We start from the raw sequence: 15,105 nt of genomic DNA, 5'->3' as shown, positions 1-15,105 counted from the left end.
TATTAAAATTGAGAAATTCGAAACATCTGCGCGCGTTTTTCGCTTAACGAGAGACAGGCAGGTCTTAATGCATCGTGAAGCGGACGGGAAGGGAAACCATGCACGGCACAGGGGGTCGGAAACGCTTTTCTTGCAACCAGGGGGTCATCCCGGCTCCGCCACCGGCTCGCCTCCGGCCGCCAGCCGCTCCACCAGGTCGAGTTGCCGGGGCAGGCAGTGCCGGCGCAGGTCGTAGCGGGCGATGATGTCGGCGCGGCCGGCCCCCGCCAGCCCGGCATGCCCCTCCGGATCGGCCAGCACCCGCAGCACGCGCCGCGCCAGGGTCTCCGGCTCGAAGAAGGGCACGATCAGGCCGTTGCGACCTTCCTCCACCACCTCCCGCACCGGGGCGGTGTCGGAGCCGATGACCAGGGCCCCGCAGGCCATCGCCTCCAGCATCGACCAGGACAGCACGAAGGGATAGGTCAGGTAGATATGCGCCCGGGTCACCCGGAACAGCGCGTGCAGGTCGTCATGCGGGATGCGCCCGGTGAAATGGATCCGCGACAGGTCGAGCTGGCCGTCCAGCTCCGCCAGCATCTGCGCCTTCCAACTCGCCGCCCCCTCCGGCTTGCGGCCGTAGGAGACTTCGTCGCCGCCGACGATCACCGTGTGCAGCCCGGGCCGCTCCCGCTGCAGCCGGGGCAGGGCGCGCATGAAGGTCGGGAAGCCGCGATAGGGCTCCAGGTTGCGCGCGACGTAGGAGATCACCTCGTCCCCGCGGCGGAAATCGCGGCCCCCCGGCGTGCGGAACACGGCCTGGGGGTCGGGGGCGCATTGGTCGGTATCCACCCCCTCATGCAGGCAGGTGATGCGCCGACGCGCCCAGTCGGGGTAGCGGCTCCATTGCCAGCGGGTCGGGCTGACGCCCCAGTCGGCGGATTGCAGGGAGAGCAGCTGGGTGGCGTTCAGCACCCGGATGCGGGCGGCGTCGTCCAGGCCGACCGGCTGGGCGGGATCGAAGCCGAGGTCCTGGCCGACGGAATTGTAGTAGAATTCCCAGTAGAACAGGGTGCGCGCCTGCGGGAAGACATCCTTCAGGAACAGCCCCTCGCCCCAGCCGGGGTGGCAGACGATGATATCCGGCCGCATCCCCTTGTCCCGCAGCTGCACCAGCCGGTTCGCCAGGTGCTGGCCGCGCCGGGTGGAGGCTTCCAGCGAGCGCAGGTAGCGATGCGTCTGATCCCCGGCACCCTTGGGCGCGCCATAGGGGATGTAGGTGACGCCCGGCGCCGCATAGCCCGGCTTTTCCCCGATGCCCCAGACCTGCACCCCCTGCCGCTGCGCCAGCGCGGGCGCCAGATGGGCGTATTGGCCGGGGAAGTTCTGGTGGATGAACAGCGCCCGCAGCGGGCGGCGGGGCAGCAGCAGGGCCATCGTCTCTCCGGCGGTCAGGCAACGTCTCCGGCCGGACCCTGTGGCGTGGCGGCGATGCGGTCAAGCGCGCCGCTGGACCCCGCCGGTGGCGCGCCGGGCTGTTCGCGCCAGGGGACGGGTGGCAGATTGCCGCCCTGTCGCCATCGCAGGGGAGAACACGGTCATGGCCGAAAACAGCAAGGGTGCGGCCCGCAAGCGGCCGGAGGATCTGCGCAGCCATCGCTGGTTCGGCGTGGACGACCTGCGCGCCTTCGGCCATCGGTCCCGCATGCTCCAGATGGGCTTTTCCGAGTCCGATTTCCGCGGCAAGCCCGTGATCGGCATCATCAACACCTGGTCCGAGCTGAGCCCCTGCCACTTCCACTTCCGCACGCGGGCTGAGGAGGTGAAGCGCGGTGTCTGGCAGGCGGGCGGCTTCCCGGTGGAGCTGCCGGCGCATCCGGTCACCGAGCAGTACATGAAGCCGACCAGCATGCTGTATCGCAACATGCTGGCGATGGAGACGGAGGAGCTGGCCCGCAGCCAGCCCTGCGACGGGCTGGTGCTGCTGGGCGGTTGCGACAAGACGCCGCCGGGGCTGGTGATGGGCGCGCTCTCCGCCGGCCTGCCCTTCATCTTCGTCCCCGCCGGTCCGATGAACAGCGGAAGCTGGCGCGGCAAGACGCTGGGCTCGGGCTCGGATGCCTGGAAGTACAATGCGGAGCTGCGCGCCGGGAACATCACCCCGGCGCAGTGGAAGGACATGGAGGGCGGCATGGCGCGCTCCTTCGGCACCTGCATGACCGCCGGCACGGCGGCGACCATGATGCTGGCGGTGGAGGCCATGGGCCTGACCCTGCCTGGCGCATCCTCCATCCCCGCCGCCGATTCGGCGCATCCGCGCATGGCGACCGATTCCGGCAAGCGGATCGTCGACATGGTCTGGGATGACGAGACGCCCGCCAAACTGCTCAGCCAGGGCAGCATCGACAATGCCGTGGCCGCCACCATGGCCTTCGGCGGATCGACCAATGCCATCGTCCATATCATCGCCATGGCGCGCCGTGCCGGGCTGGAGCTCGACCTGGAGCGCTTCGACGCCATCAGCCGCCGCGTGCCGCTGATCGCCAACCTCCGCCCGAATGGCGACACCTATCTCATGGCGGACTTCTTCTTCGCCGGCGGGTCGCGTGCCTTCCTCAACCGGCTTGGCCCGCATCTGGACCTGACGGCGAAGACGGTCAGCGGCGCGACGCTGGGCGAGGACATCGCCGATGCGGATGTCTTCAACGAGGAGATCATCCGGCCGCTGGACCGCCCCTTGCAGGCCGAGGGTGGGCTGGCCGTGCTGAAGGGCACGCTGGCGCCGCGCGGCGCCGTCATCAAGACCAGCGCGGCCGATCCGCGCCTGCTGAGCCATACCGGCCCGGCGGTGGTGTTCGAGAACTATGCCGACCTGAAGAAGCGGCTGGATGATCCGGATCTGGATGTCACGGCCGACAGCGTGCTGGTGATGAAATCCGGCGGTCCCCAGGGCGGCCCCGGCATGCCCGAATGGGGCATGATGCCGATCCCGCAGAAGCTGCTGAAGCAGGGGGTGCGGGACATGGTGCGGCTGTCGGACGCCCGCATGTCCGGCACCAGCTACGGCACCTGCGTGCTGCATGTGGCGCCGGAGAGCCATGTCGGCGGGCCGCTGGCCTTGGTGAAGGATGGCGACCTGATCCGCCTCGACGTGCCGAACCGCAAGCTCGACCTGCTGGTCGATGAGGCGGAGATGGCGCGGCGCCAGGCCGCCTGGGTGCCGCCCGCGCGTCGCTATGCGCGCGGCTGGACCTCCATGTATCTCGACCAGGTGACCCAGGCGGATGAGGGCTGCGACCTGCGCTTCCTGGAAGCCGGCGCCGCCACGCCGGAACCCGACATCTACTAGCCGGGCTGGCCCTGCCTGGCCGCCTCCGCGATGACGTTGCGGGGATTCTCCCGCAGCGCCAGCCGGGCCAGCAGTGACAGCGCGGCGGAATAGTAGTCCGTGGCGCGGGCGATGCCGGGCAGGGGGCGCGCCAGGGCGCGGTGCTGGTGGCTGGCCAGCGTCACCTCCGCCACCGCCTCGATGCCCGTGGGCGCGGAATAGGGCGCAATCCTGCCGGTCAGCAGGTCGGCCCAGGCCGGCCGGCCGGACAGCCAGGGGCCGGTCCAGAACTGCGCCGAGGCGCGCAGCGCCGGCTCACTGCCCATGCCGGCCCAGGCCAGGTGCAGCGGCACCCGCACCGCGTCGTAGGAAAAGCGCGCCGGCCAGCCGGCGGCAGGCTGCGCCTGGCCGCCCCGGCCGCGGACGATCTCCACCCAATCCGCAGGCAGGCCCCAGCGGCCGTAGCAACTGCCGCGCAGCAGGGCCTGCCCATCATCGATCAACCGTCCCCAGGCGCGGTCCGGCAGCGCCCGGCTGAGCGCGGCCAGCGCCGGGAAGCAGTAATAGGACGGGTTCACCACCACCCGGTCGGGATGCACGAAGCCATAGGCCGCCGGCAGCAGCAGGGTGCGCCCCTCCACCTCCACCACCAGCTTCTGGAGGATGGTCTGCGCCATGCGCTGGCCCTCGCGCCGCCAGGATGCCTCCTGCCAGCGGTCGGCGGCGCGGAGCAGTGCCCAGGCGATGTAGAGGTCGCCGTCGGTCGCGTTGTTGCTGTCCTCCACCGGCGGTTGGGCTTCGGGACGGAAGCGCCAGGCATAGAGCCCGTCCGGCCGGCGCAGATGGGCGCGGGTCCAGCGCAGCACCCGTTCGAAGCTGCGGCGGTCGTCGAAGGCCTCGGCGAAGAGCATGGCATAGCCCTGGCCCTCGCTGTGGGAGATGCCGCCATTGCCGTCATCCACCACCCGGCCATCGGTGGCGATGAAGCGGTCGCGGAAGCTGTGCCAGGCGGCGGCGGGGTCGTCCTCGGTTTCCGCCCGCGGGGCGGGCGCCCAGGATTCGCCGCAGGCGGGCGTCAGCACCAGCGCCGCCGTGGTCAAGGCGAGCAAAGCGCGGCGGGCCAGGCGCGGCATCGGCGGGCGAGGGGTCTCATCGGCCAGGGAGCGGGTCAGCGATTCGGCGAGCATCCAGGCGGTCTCCAGTCATGGCGAGCCGGTCCGGCCCCGAAAGGGCGGAGGCGGCCGGTTCAGGTCTCGGTGTCGGGCGCAGGGGATCACCCGCCGCGGATCAGCATCCGGGCGCGCAGCCCGCCTTCCGGAAGCGGCCAGGCATCCAGCCGGCCGCCCTGGAGCGTCACCAGGTGGCGGGCGATGGCGATCGGCAGGCGGCTTTCGGCGGGGGTCTTTGGCCAGGCCGGCAGGTCTGTCTCCGCCGGGCGGATCAGCAGGTCGAGCCTTGCCTGGCCGGCGCCGGCGTCGATCGACAGATCGGCCATGGCCATCGTGGATTTCGGTCCGATGGCGAGGCCCGCCAGAAGAGCCATGGCGCGCACCAGCCGGGGGCTGTCGAGCAGGAAGGCCGGGTCGGCATCGGGCTGGAGGATGATGCGCCGGCCGCAGCGCAGCCCCATGGCGGAAAGCCGCAGCGCCACGGCATCCAGCAGCCCATGTGCGGAGATCGGCGCGGGGTGCTGCCGCCGGCTGCCGGCCTCCAGCGCCGCGATGTCCATCAGGTCATCCAGCAAGGCCAGCAGGCCGCGCGGCGCGCCGGCCGCCTCCTTGGCCCGCGGCGCGTCGCGCAGCAGGTCGCCGAGCGGGCCGCGCAGGTCGCGGGCAATGGCCTCAATGCCGTTGCCGGCGGCGTCCAGGTGCCGCGCCAGCCTGTGCAGCAGGGCCTCCGCGTCCTGACTCGGGTCGAGGCGCGGCGCCGTGGCCGGCCTGGCCGGGATCGGCGCATCGACCCGCGCGGCGATGGGCGGCAGTCCGGCGGCGGCGGTCGGCCGTTGCGGCAGGGGCGGACCCGCCGCGCGCGCCGTCCATCCCGGTGCGGTCCAGCCGGGGGACGGCGGTGCTTCGCCACTGGCACGGCGCCTCGGCCTGCCGGGCTGCGCCACGGCGCCGCGCCGCTGGCCGGCGCGGGCCAGCGCCTCCTGCACCATCCGCGCCAGGTCGGCGCCGCGCATCGGCTTCTGGATCACGCCGAAAGCGCCGAGCCGCGCCGCTGCCATGCCATGGGCGGAGGAGGCGTAGCCGGTGACCAGCACGACCTCCAGCGCCTCCGCCTCCGCCCGGCCTCGCAGCGCCGCCTCGGCCAGGGCCAGCCCGTCCATCCCCGGCATGCGGATGTCGCTGACCAGCGTCGCCACATCCGGCCTGCCCCGCAGCACGGCCAGCGCGGCCTCCGCCGAGCCGGCCGACAGCACATCGAGACCGCGGCGGCCGAGCGCGCCCGCCAGTTCCTCCAGCACCTCCACCTCGTCATCCACCAGCAGCACCGAAAGTCGGGCGAGGCTTTGCAGGCGCAGCATCGCCGGGCTGTGGGCGCTGCCAAGGCTGATCGGCATGTTCATCGGGCGGCTCCGTCTTGCAGGACCTGGCAGGGCGTCTCCCTGGAAGGCGGAGCGATGAATGAGACGTTAACGCGTCGTCGTGTTGTCGTGATTGATCGTAACTATTCTCGCTTTTTCTGAGACGGGTGCTCGACGTCGCCCTTTGTCCTCGGTTAACCTCCGCGTCGCGGTGCGTCTCCATTTGTAGAGATCGCGCCCGTCCCGGGAGACATACCATGACGTTGCGGATAATGACCGCTCGCCCCGGCGTCGCGGACCCGGAGGCGCGTGCGATGGAAACGGCGGCATTGGGCCAGGCGGCGCTGCCGCTGGTGCTGCTGGCGGATGATGAGCGCGAGTTGACGGATGAAATGGCCGCCTATCTGGCGCGCTACGGCCTGCGCACCGTTGTCGCCAATTCCTTTCCCGCGGCTCTGGCCATCGTCGAATCCCACCGGCTGGATGCGATCATCCTGGACCAGCGGCTGGGGCCGGTGGACACGCTGCCGCATCTGCCGGAACTGCGCGCCCGCACCGATGCGCCGATCCTGATCGTCACCGGCAACCGGGAGGAGACGGACCGGGTGCTGGGGCTGGAGCTGGGGGCCGATGATTTCCTGGTGAAGCCGGTCTCCGGCCGCGAACTGGTGGCGCGGCTGCGCGCCCGCATCCGCCGCCCCGGCAACATGGCCGCCGCCGTGCCGCGCCGCGACCGGTGGCGGCTTCAGCCGGTGGAGCGCCGCCTGGTGCGGCCGGATGGCAGCCTGCTGGAACTGACCGGCGCGGAATTCGACCTGATGGCCGCCCTGGCGGCCCAGCCCGGCGAGGTGCAGACGCGGGAAGCCCTGACCCTCCAGGTCTTCCGACGCGCCTGGCGTCCGGGCGACCGGGCGGTGGACAATGCGGTGCTGCATCTGCGCCAGAAGCTGGCGCCGGAACTGGGCGAGCGCTGCATCATCACCATCCGCCAGGTCGGCTATGTCTTCATCGGCTTTCCCAACGGCTGATCTGGGCCGCGTCTTTTTCCGCTAGACACGGGACGACAAACCACACGGATTTGTCGTCTTGCCCCCGCGTGGCGACCTGCCTCGGCCGAGGGAACGCTTGCCCCGGGCCGCCGCAGCGGTGAAACAGGGGGGCGCCAGCCATCCGCATGACCGCGGATTGGCACGAGTGGCGGAACGGGACGGGTTCCATCGCGTTCCGCCTGCTCAATCAGGGGAATGTCATGGCGGCCAGCACGGCGGACGGACGGGATGCGACGGGCAAACCGGAGCAGGCATGGGATGCGGCGCGTGGACCGCTGTGGTGGCGGGATGCGGTCATCTACCAGCTCCACCCGAAATCCTTCATGGACGGGAATGATGACGGCATTGGCGACTTCGCCGGGCTGATTTCCAAGCTCGACCACGTGGCCGGGCTCGGCGCGGACGCGATCTGGCTGCTGCCCTTCTATCCCTCGCCGCGGCGCGACGATGGCTACGACATCGCGGAGTATACCGATGTCCATGCCGATTACGGCAAGCTGGCCGACTTCCGCCGCCTGGTGCGGGAAGCCCATGCGCGCGGGCTGAAGGTCATCACCGAACTGGTCATCAACCACACCAGCGACGAGCATCCCTGGTTCCAGCGCGCCCGCCATGCCCCGCCCGGGTCCTGGCAGCGGGACTTCTACGTCTGGTCGGACGACCCGAACCGCTATGACGGCACGCGCATCATCTTCATCGACACGGAGAAGTCGAACTGGGCCTGGGACCCGGTGGCCAAGTCGCATTACTGGCACCGCTTCTACAGCCACCAGCCCGACCTGAATTTTGATAACCCCCGCGTGCTGGAGGCAATCCTCCGCGTCATGCGATTCTGGCTCGACCTGGGCGTGGACGGCCTGCGGCTGGATGCGGTGCCCTATCTGGTGGAGCGCGACGGCACCAACAACGAGAACCTGCCCGAGACCCACACCATCCTGAAGCGCATCCGCGCGGCGCTGGAGGATCGCTACCCGAACCGCATGCTGCTGGCCGAGGCCAACCAGTGGCCGGAGGATGTGCAGGAGTATTTCGGCGACGGCGACGAATGCCACATGTGCTTCCACTTCCCGCTGATGCCGCGCATGTACATGTCGGTGGCGCAGGAAGACCGCTTCCCGATCACCGACATCCTGCGCCAGACGCCGGAAATCCCCGATGGCTGCCAATGGGCCGTCTTCCTGCGCAACCATGACGAGCTGACGCTGGAAATGGTCACGGACTCGGAGCGTGACACGCTCTGGTCGGTCTATGCGGCGGATCGTCGGGCGCGGCTGAACCTCGGTATCCGCCGGCGCCTGTCGCCGCTGATGGAGAATGACCGCCGGCGGATCGAGCTGATGAACGGGCTGCTGCTGTCGATGCCCGGCACGCCGGTGATCTATTACGGCGACGAGATCGGCATGGGCGACAATGTCTTCCTGCGCGACCGCGATGGCGTGCGGACGCCGATGCAATGGTCGCCGGATCGCAATGGCGGCTTTTCCCGCGTCGATCCGGCCGCCCTGGTCCTGCCGACCATCCAGGACCCGATGTATGGCTATCAGAGCCTCAACGTCGAAACCCAGGCGCGCGACAGCCACAGCCTGCTGAACTGGACGCGCCGCATGCTGGCGATGCGCCGCCGCAGCCAGGCCTTCGGCCGTGGCACGATGCGGCTGCTCTATCCCGGCAATCGCAAGGTGCTCGCCTATCTGCGCGAATATGAGGGCGATGTCGTGCTCTGTGTCTTCAACCTCTCCCGCGCCGCGCAGGCGGTGGAGCTGGACCTGTCGGCGCTGGCCGGGCGGGTGCCGGTGGAGATGCTGGGCGGCACGCCCTTCCCGCCGATCGGTGGCCAGTCCTATGTGCTGACCCTGCCGCCCTATGCCTTCCACTGGTTCCTGCTGGCCGAAGGCGCCCAGCTTCCGGCCTGGCATGTCGCCGCGCCGCAGCCTTTGGCGGAGCTGCGCACCCTGGTGGCGCCGGCCGACATGAAGGCCGGTGCCGCGCAATCCCTGATCGCCGAGGCCCGCCGGGTGCTGGAGCGGGAGGTGCTGCCGGAATGGCTGCACCGCCGCCGCTGGTTCGGCGCCAAGAACCAGGCGCTGGAGAGCCATCCGCATTTCGCCTATGCGATCCCCTTCGCGCTGTCGCCGCTGATGATCCTGGCGGAGCTGGAGGTGGATGGCGCGCTCTGGTCGCTGCCCATGGCCCGCATCGGCGTGGAGGAGGAGTCGCTGCCGGCCGGGCAACTCGCCTTGGCCCGGCTGCGCCAGGGCTCCCGCGTCGGACTGCTGACGGATGCCATGGCGGTCGATGGCTTCGTTCGCGCCGTGCTGGCCGCCTGCCGCAGCGGCACGACGGTGGAGACGCCGAAGGGCAAGCTGCATTTCACCGCCACCGAGGCGCTGCGCGGCATGGACCTGCCGGATGTGCCGGAGGTGCGGCGCCTGGGCGTGGAGCAGTCCAATTCCACGGTCATCATCGGCGAGGCGGTGGTGATGAAGCTGTTCCGCCGCGTGCTGCCGGGCCGCCATCCGGAATCGGAAATGGCACGCCACCTGACTGCCGCCGGCTACCCCGGCACCCCGGCCCTGCTGGGCGAGGTGGTGCGGGTGGATGCGCAGGGCGTGCCGCATACGCTGATGGTGTTGCAGGCCTTCAGCCGCAACCAGGGCGATGCCTGGGGCTGGACGCTCGACTGGCTGGCCCGCACCGTCGATGACGCGGCGCTGACGGAGTCCGAGCCCGACGACCCTTTGGCCGGCTACCTGCCTTTGGCTGAGGCCATCGGCCGCCGCCTGGCGCAGCTGCATCTGGTGCTGGCCCGCCCCTCGGAGGATCCGGATTTCACCCCGGATGCGGCCGATGCGGCGATGGTGGCGCAATGGGTCGAGCAGACCGGGAACATGCTCGACAAGGCGCTGGGGCTTCTCGCCGGGCCGGGGCTCGAAGGGGAGGCGTCGCGGCTGGCGGAATGGCTGACCAGCCGGCGCGAAGCTCTGCTGGCGGCGTTGCGTGCCAACCCGCCGGACCCCACGGCGCTGATGGCCACCCGCATCCACGGCGATTTCCACCTCGGCCAGGTACTGGTCGCGCCCGGCGATGCGGTGATCCTGGACTTCGAGGGCGAGCCGGCCCGGTCCCTGGATGACCGACGGGCGAAATCCAGCCCCTGGCGCGATGTCGCCGGCCTGCTGCGCAGCCTGGACTATGCCGGCGCGGTGGCCGCGGCGACCGAGGAGTCCGGCTCCGCCACCGCGGCGCCGACGCCGCGCCGCACGGCGCTGATCGCGCGTTGGCGGGTGGCGGCGGAGGCCGCCTTCCTCAGCGCCTATAACCTGGCCTGGGAGGCGGAGGCCGGCCCGGCGCCGGCCGGCGCGGCCGGGGCGCTCGACCTCTTCCTGCTGGAAAAGGCGGCCTATGAGGTGGGGTATGAGATCGCCAACCGCCCTACCTGGCTGCCGGTGCCGTTGCGCGGGCTGGTGACCATCGCGGCCCGGCTGCTGTCAGAGGAGATGCCCGAAGCGGGGTGATGGCGGGCAGGCCCGGCTTTTGCTTATGCTCGGGCCATGAGCGCCACCTCCATCGCCTTTCTCCTCAACGGGCGGCAGGTCCACCTGCCGCCCGGCACATCCCCCACCACCTCCCTGCTCGACTGGCTGCGCGGCCCGGCGGCGCTGTCCGGCACCAAGGAGGGCTGCGCGGAGGGTGATTGCGGCGCCTGCACCGTGGTGCTGGAGGGTGCGCAAGGTGACCGCAGGCCGATCAACGCCTGCCTCACCTTGCTCGGCCAGGTGCATGGGCGCGCCATCCGCACGGTGGAGGGGCTGCGCGGTGCCGATGGCGCGCCGCATCCGATCCAGCGCGCCATGGCCGAGAGCGACGGCACCCAATGCGGCTTCTGCACCCCCGGCATCGTCATGACCGCCTGGGCCCATGCCCGCGAGGGTGGGGAGGTGCATGAGGCGCTGGCCGGCAATCTGTGCCGCTGCACCGGCTACCGCCCCATTCTCGATGTCTTTGCCGGCCTCGCTGATGATGGCGCCGCGCCGCCCGCGCTGCCGCAGGAGGCCGCCACTGTCTTCGAGGCGCCAGGCCAGGTCTTCCATCGGCCAGTGACGCTCGATGCCCTGCTAGCACTAAGGGCGGCGCATCCCGGGGCCTGGCTGCTGGCCGGCGGCACCGATCTCGGCCTGCGCGTCTCCGACCATCGCGAGCGCCCGGCGGAGGTCATCTGCCTGCTCGGCGTGCCCGAATTGCACGCCTTGCAGGCGACGCCCGAAGCGCTGGAGGTCGGCGCCGCACTGCCCTATGCCGCGCTGCTGGAGGCCTGCCGGCGGGAGGCTGGCTTCGCACCCTTCGCTGCCCTGCTGGCCCGGCTAGGCTCCCGGCAGATTCGCGGACTGGGCACGCTTGGGGGCAATCTCGGCACGGCGTCGCCCATCGGCGATGCCTTGCCGCCGCTGCTGGCGCTTGGCGCGCAGGTGACCCTGGCCTCGGTGCGGGGCATGCGGCGAATGGCGGTGGCGGATTTTCTCAAGGGCTACCGGGTGAACGACCTCGCGCCGGATGAGGTCATCCTCTCCGTCACCCTGCCGCGTCCGGCGCCCGGCGACCTCTTCGTCTGCGAGAAGGTCAGCAAGCGCCACGACCAGGACATCGCCACGGTCGGCGCCGCCTTCTGGCTGCGGATGGAGGATGGGCGCGTGGCGGAGGTGCGGCTCGCCTTCGGCGGCGTCGGCCCCATCGCCGCCCGAGCCCCGCGCGCCGAGGCCGCGCTGCGCGGCCATGTGCTGAACGCGGCCAGCCTGGGGGAGGCGGCGGAGGTGCTGGCGGATGAGATTTTTCCGCTATCGGACTGGCGGGGCAGCGCCGCCTATCGGCTGATGGTGGCGCAGGGGTTGTTGCGGCGGCTGGCGCTGCGCGGGTCGAACCCCGACCTGCCCGCGGATGTCGCCAGCTATGCGGTGTCGCCATGAAGGGCGCCGGCGCCGCCCTGCGCCATGACAGCGCGCTGAAACACACGACCGGCGAGGCCCGCTTCCTCGATGACACGGCGGAGGCCGCCGGCACGCTGCATGCCGCGTTGGTGCTCTCCCCGATCGCGCATGGCCGGCTGCTGGCGCTGGAGGATGCGGCGGCGCGGGCGATGCCGGGCGTGGTCGCCGTGCTCGGCGCGCGCGACGTGCCGGGCCAGAACGACATCGCCGTCAACGAACCGCTGTTCGCCGACGGCCTCGTGGAATTCGCCGGCCAGCCCTTGGCCGTGGTGGTCGCCACCACCCGCGACGACGCCTTGCGCGCCGCCGCCGCGATCCGCGCCGAGATCACGCCGCGGGAGCCGGTGCTGAGCATCGAGCGGGCCTTGGAACTCGGCCAGAATGTCGTGGCACCACAGGTGATGACGCGCGGCGACGCGGCCCGCGCCATCGCCGCCGCGCCACGCCGGATGGAGGCGGAGTTCCGCGCCGGCGGGCAGGAGCATTTCTACCTCGAAGGCCAGGTCGCCCTCGCCACGCCGGGCGAGGATGGGGAGATGCTGGTACTCTCCTCCACCCAGCATCCGTCCGAGGTGCAGCATGTGGTGGCGAAGGTGCTGGGCGGCGCCTGCCACCGCGTCACCGTCACCTGCCGGCGCATGGGCGGCGGCTTCGGTGGCAAGGAGAGCAATGCGAGCTGGGTGGCCGCCGTCGCGGCCCTGGCGGCAAGCGCCACCGGCAGGCCCGTCAAACTGCGGCTGACGCGGCGGGCGGATATGCTCGCCACCGGCAAGCGCCATCCCTTCCTGTACCGCTGGACCGCCGGCTTCGACGCGCAGGGGCGGGTGCTGGGTCTGGAGGCGCTGCTGGCGGCGGATGGCGGCTGGTCCGTCGACATGTCGCCGGGCGTCGTGTTCCGCGCCGTCACCCATGCGCTGAACTGCTGCGACGTGGCGGATGTGACGATCACCGGCTGCGCGGTGAAGACCAACACCGTCTCCCACACCGCCTTTCGCGGCTTCGGCGGCCCGCAGGGCGCGCTGCTGATGGAGGATGTGGTGCATCGCGTTGCCGCCGCCTGCGGGCTGCCGCCGGAGGAGGTGCGTGCGCGGAATTTCCTCGGCGCGCCAGGCAAGGGGGAGGAGACGCCCTACGGCCAGAAAGTTGAGGGCGACCTTATCGCCCGCGTCTGGGCCGAGGCCCGGCAGGACAGCGACTGGGACCGGCGGCGGGGCGAGATCGCGGCCTTCAATGCCACGCATCCCACGCTGCGACGCGGGCTCGGTTCCATGGTGTTGGCCTTCGGCATCTCCTTCGGCGTCATGCACCTGAACCAGGCGGGGGCGCTGGTGCATGTCTATGCGGATGGCTCGATCCGGCTGAACCACGGCGGCACGGAGATGGGGCAGGGGCTGTTCGTGAAGGTGGCGCAGGTGGTCTGCGACGTCTTCGGCACCGACCTCGACCGCATCGCCATCACGGCGACCAGCACCGCGGAGGTGCCGAACACCGCGCCCACCGCCGCCAGTACCGGCAGCGACCTGAATGGCTGGGCCGCGCATAATGCGGCGGAGACGATCAAGGGCCGCATGGCGGAGGTCGCCGCGACCCGCTTCGGCATCCCGGTCGAGCAGGTGATCTTCGCCGACAACAAGGTCTGGGCGGAGCGGATCGGCGGCAATGTCGTCCTGGAGTTCAGCGAACTCGCGAAACTCTGCTTCCTCGAAAGGGTCTCGCTGTCCTCGACGGGATTCTATCGCACGCCGGACATCCATTGGGACCGCGCGACCATGCGCGGCAACCCCTTCTTCTACTTCTCCTACGGCGCTGCCGTATCCGAGGTGATCGTCGATACGCTGACCGGGGAGCATCGCTGCCTGCGCACCGACATCGTACAGGATTGCGGCCGCAGCCTGAATCCGGCCATCGACCGCGGCCAGATCGAGGGCGCCTTCGTGCAGGGCATGGGCTGGCTGACCTGCGAGGAGCTGTGGTGGGACACCCAGGGAAGGCTGCGCACGGTGGGACCCTCCACCTACAAGATCCCCGGCTCCCGCGACGTGCCGCCGATCTTCAACGTTCGGCTGCTGGAAGGCGCGCCGGCACGGTCGGAGACCATCTTCCGGTCCAAGGCGGTGGGGGAACCGCCGGTGCTGCTGGCGATCAGCGTGGCCAATGCGCTGAAGGACGCGATCGGCGTGGAGACGCTCGACCTGCCGGCCACGCCGGAACGCCTGTTGATGGCCTTGGCCCGGCGGGAAGGATGAACCGGCTGCGGAAGGGGTGATTCCTGGCGTATTCCTGCTCTATGATGCCCTACCGCGAGGAGGACATCATGGCCCAGGCCCAAATCCGCGCCTTCTTCGACGAGCCGACCAACACCGTCTCCTACCTGGTCTGGGACCCCGCCACCCATCGTGGCGCCGTGGTGGACCCCGTGCTGGACTGGGACAACCGGAGCGGGGAGGCGGATACACGCTCCGCCCAGGCCCTGCTGGATGCGGCGAAGGCGGAAGGCGTGACGTTGGACTGGGTGCTGGAAACCCATGTCCATGCCGACCACCTGACCGCCGCACCCTGGATCAAGCAGCATAGCGGCGCGCGGATCGGCATCGGCGCCGGGGTGAAGCGGGTGCAGACGATCTTCCGGCCGGTCTTCGGGCTGGACGACATGGCGCCCGAGGGCGGCGACTTCGATCATCTGTTCGACGATGGCGAGCACTTCCGCATCGGCGCGTTGGAGGTGGAGGTGCTGCATGTGCCCGGCCACACGCCGGCCTGCGCGGCCTACAAGATTGCGGACGACGTCTTTGTTGGCGACACGCTGTTCATGCACGACTACGGAACGGCGCGCGCCGATTTCCCGGGCGGCGATGCCCGCACCCTCTACCGCTCCATCCACCGCCTGCTGGCCCTGCCGCCCGAGACGCGCCTGTGGATGTGCCATGACTACAAGGCGCCGGGCCGGGACAGCTTCGCCTGGCAATCCACCGTGGCCGAGCAGCGCGCCCACAACCCGCATGTGAAGGACGGCCAGACGGAGGAGGATTTCGTCGCCTTCCGCACAGCCCGCGACGCCAAGCTCGCCGCGCCGACCCTGCTGCTGCCCTCCATCCAGGTGAATATCCGCGCCGGCCGCTTCCCGGCGGCCGAGGCCAATGGCGTGCGCTACCTCAAGATTCCGGTGAAGCCGAAATCGGCGGAGGCTGCGGCCGGCTTGTCCTAAGGCGAAGCGGCCCGCATCCTGGCAACCAATCTCGG

General features: G+C 70.5%; 9 protein-coding genes. 6 read left to right on the top strand and 3 right to left on the bottom strand.

All coding sequences use genetic code 11. The features are described from left to right. Window positions 1–144 precede the first annotated feature (144 nt). Entirely contained in the window at window positions 145–1,416 is a 1,272-nt protein-coding gene (locus JJQ90_RS19380; RefSeq protein ID WP_230410819.1) for a glycosyltransferase family 4 protein, read from the bottom strand. A 163-nt stretch (window positions 1,417–1,579) separates the two neighbouring features. Between JJQ90_RS19380 and araD the strand changes: the two genes are divergently transcribed. Continuing rightward, entirely contained in the window at window positions 1,580–3,328 is a 1,749-nt protein-coding gene (gene araD, locus JJQ90_RS19375) for an L-arabinonate dehydratase (protein ID WP_216877910.1), read from the top strand. On the opposite strand, the gene JJQ90_RS19370 is transcribed toward araD, so the two are convergent. Both JJQ90_RS19370 and JJQ90_RS19365 read right to left on the bottom strand, forming a co-directional pair. Further along, window positions 3,325–4,494 carry a glycosyl hydrolase family 8 gene (locus JJQ90_RS19370; protein ID WP_230410818.1) on the bottom strand — a complete coding sequence of 390 codons (1,170 nt, stop codon included), beginning with the start codon at window positions 4,492–4,494 and terminating at the stop codon, window positions 3,325–3,327. The genes araD and JJQ90_RS19370 overlap by 4 nt on opposite strands. Window positions 4,495–4,580: 86 nt before the next feature. Further along, window positions 4,581–5,876, bottom strand: a complete 1,296-nt coding sequence (locus JJQ90_RS19365; protein WP_216877909.1) for a response regulator — start codon at window positions 5,874–5,876, stop codon at window positions 4,581–4,583. A gap of 230 nt (window positions 5,877–6,106) precedes the next feature. Here JJQ90_RS19365 and JJQ90_RS19360 point away from each other — a divergent pair, with 230 nt between their 5' ends. From JJQ90_RS19360 to JJQ90_RS19340, 5 genes are all read left to right on the top strand, one after another. Then, entirely contained in the window at window positions 6,107–6,862 is a 756-nt protein-coding gene (locus tag JJQ90_RS19360; protein ID WP_216877908.1) for a response regulator transcription factor, read from the top strand. 221 nt (window positions 6,863–7,083) lie between these two features. Then, complete coding sequence (gene treS, locus JJQ90_RS19355) at window positions 7,084–10,398, top strand: maltose alpha-D-glucosyltransferase (RefSeq protein WP_216877907.1); 3,315 nt, start codon at window positions 7,084–7,086, stop codon at window positions 10,396–10,398. A 36-nt stretch (window positions 10,399–10,434) separates the two neighbouring features. Further along, window positions 10,435–11,844 (top strand): xanthine dehydrogenase small subunit, encoded by a 1,410-nt coding sequence (locus JJQ90_RS19350; RefSeq protein ID WP_216877906.1) that lies wholly within the window; start codon window positions 10,435–10,437, stop codon window positions 11,842–11,844. Next, on the top strand, window positions 11,841–14,111 hold the full coding sequence (gene xdhB, locus JJQ90_RS19345) for a xanthine dehydrogenase molybdopterin binding subunit (RefSeq protein WP_216877905.1): 2,271 nt from the start codon (window positions 11,841–11,843) through the stop codon (window positions 14,109–14,111). The genes JJQ90_RS19350 and xdhB overlap by 4 nt, the downstream gene beginning before the upstream one ends. 68 nt (window positions 14,112–14,179) lie before the next feature. After that, entirely contained in the window at window positions 14,180–15,070 is an 891-nt protein-coding gene (locus JJQ90_RS19340; protein ID WP_230410817.1) for an MBL fold metallo-hydrolase, read from the top strand. The last annotated feature ends 35 nt before the right edge of the window (window positions 15,071–15,105 follow it).

The sequence above is a fragment of the Falsiroseomonas oleicola genome (assembly GCF_019029495.1).
Taxonomy (GTDB): Bacteria; Pseudomonadota; Alphaproteobacteria; order Acetobacterales; family Acetobacteraceae; genus Falsiroseomonas; species Falsiroseomonas oleicola.
This window is presented reverse-complemented; position numbering and strand designations above follow the sequence as displayed.

What these genes read in the sequence shown, in the direction of transcription:
- JJQ90_RS19380 (WP_230410819.1), bottom strand. Translation starts at nt 1,416, where the DNA reads ATGGCCCTGCTGCTGCCCCGCCGCCCGCTGCGGGCGCTGTTCATCCAC.
- araD (WP_216877910.1), top strand. Translation starts at nt 1,580, where the DNA reads ATGGCCGAAAACAGCAAGGGTGCGGCCCGCAAGCGGCCGGAGGATCTG.
- JJQ90_RS19370 (WP_230410818.1), bottom strand. Translation starts at nt 4,494, where the DNA reads ATGCTCGCCGAATCGCTGACCCGCTCCCTGGCCGATGAGACCCCTCGC.
- JJQ90_RS19365 (WP_216877909.1), bottom strand. Translation starts at nt 5,876, where the DNA reads ATGAACATGCCGATCAGCCTTGGCAGCGCCCACAGCCCGGCGATGCTG.
- JJQ90_RS19360 (WP_216877908.1), top strand. Translation starts at nt 6,107, where the DNA reads ATGACCGCTCGCCCCGGCGTCGCGGACCCGGAGGCGCGTGCGATGGAA.
- treS (WP_216877907.1), top strand. Translation starts at nt 7,084, where the DNA reads ATGGCGGCCAGCACGGCGGACGGACGGGATGCGACGGGCAAACCGGAG.
- JJQ90_RS19350 (WP_216877906.1), top strand. Translation starts at nt 10,435, where the DNA reads ATGAGCGCCACCTCCATCGCCTTTCTCCTCAACGGGCGGCAGGTCCAC.
- xdhB (WP_216877905.1), top strand. Translation starts at nt 11,841, where the DNA reads ATGAAGGGCGCCGGCGCCGCCCTGCGCCATGACAGCGCGCTGAAACAC.
- JJQ90_RS19340 (WP_230410817.1), top strand. Translation starts at nt 14,180, where the DNA reads ATGGCCCAGGCCCAAATCCGCGCCTTCTTCGACGAGCCGACCAACACC.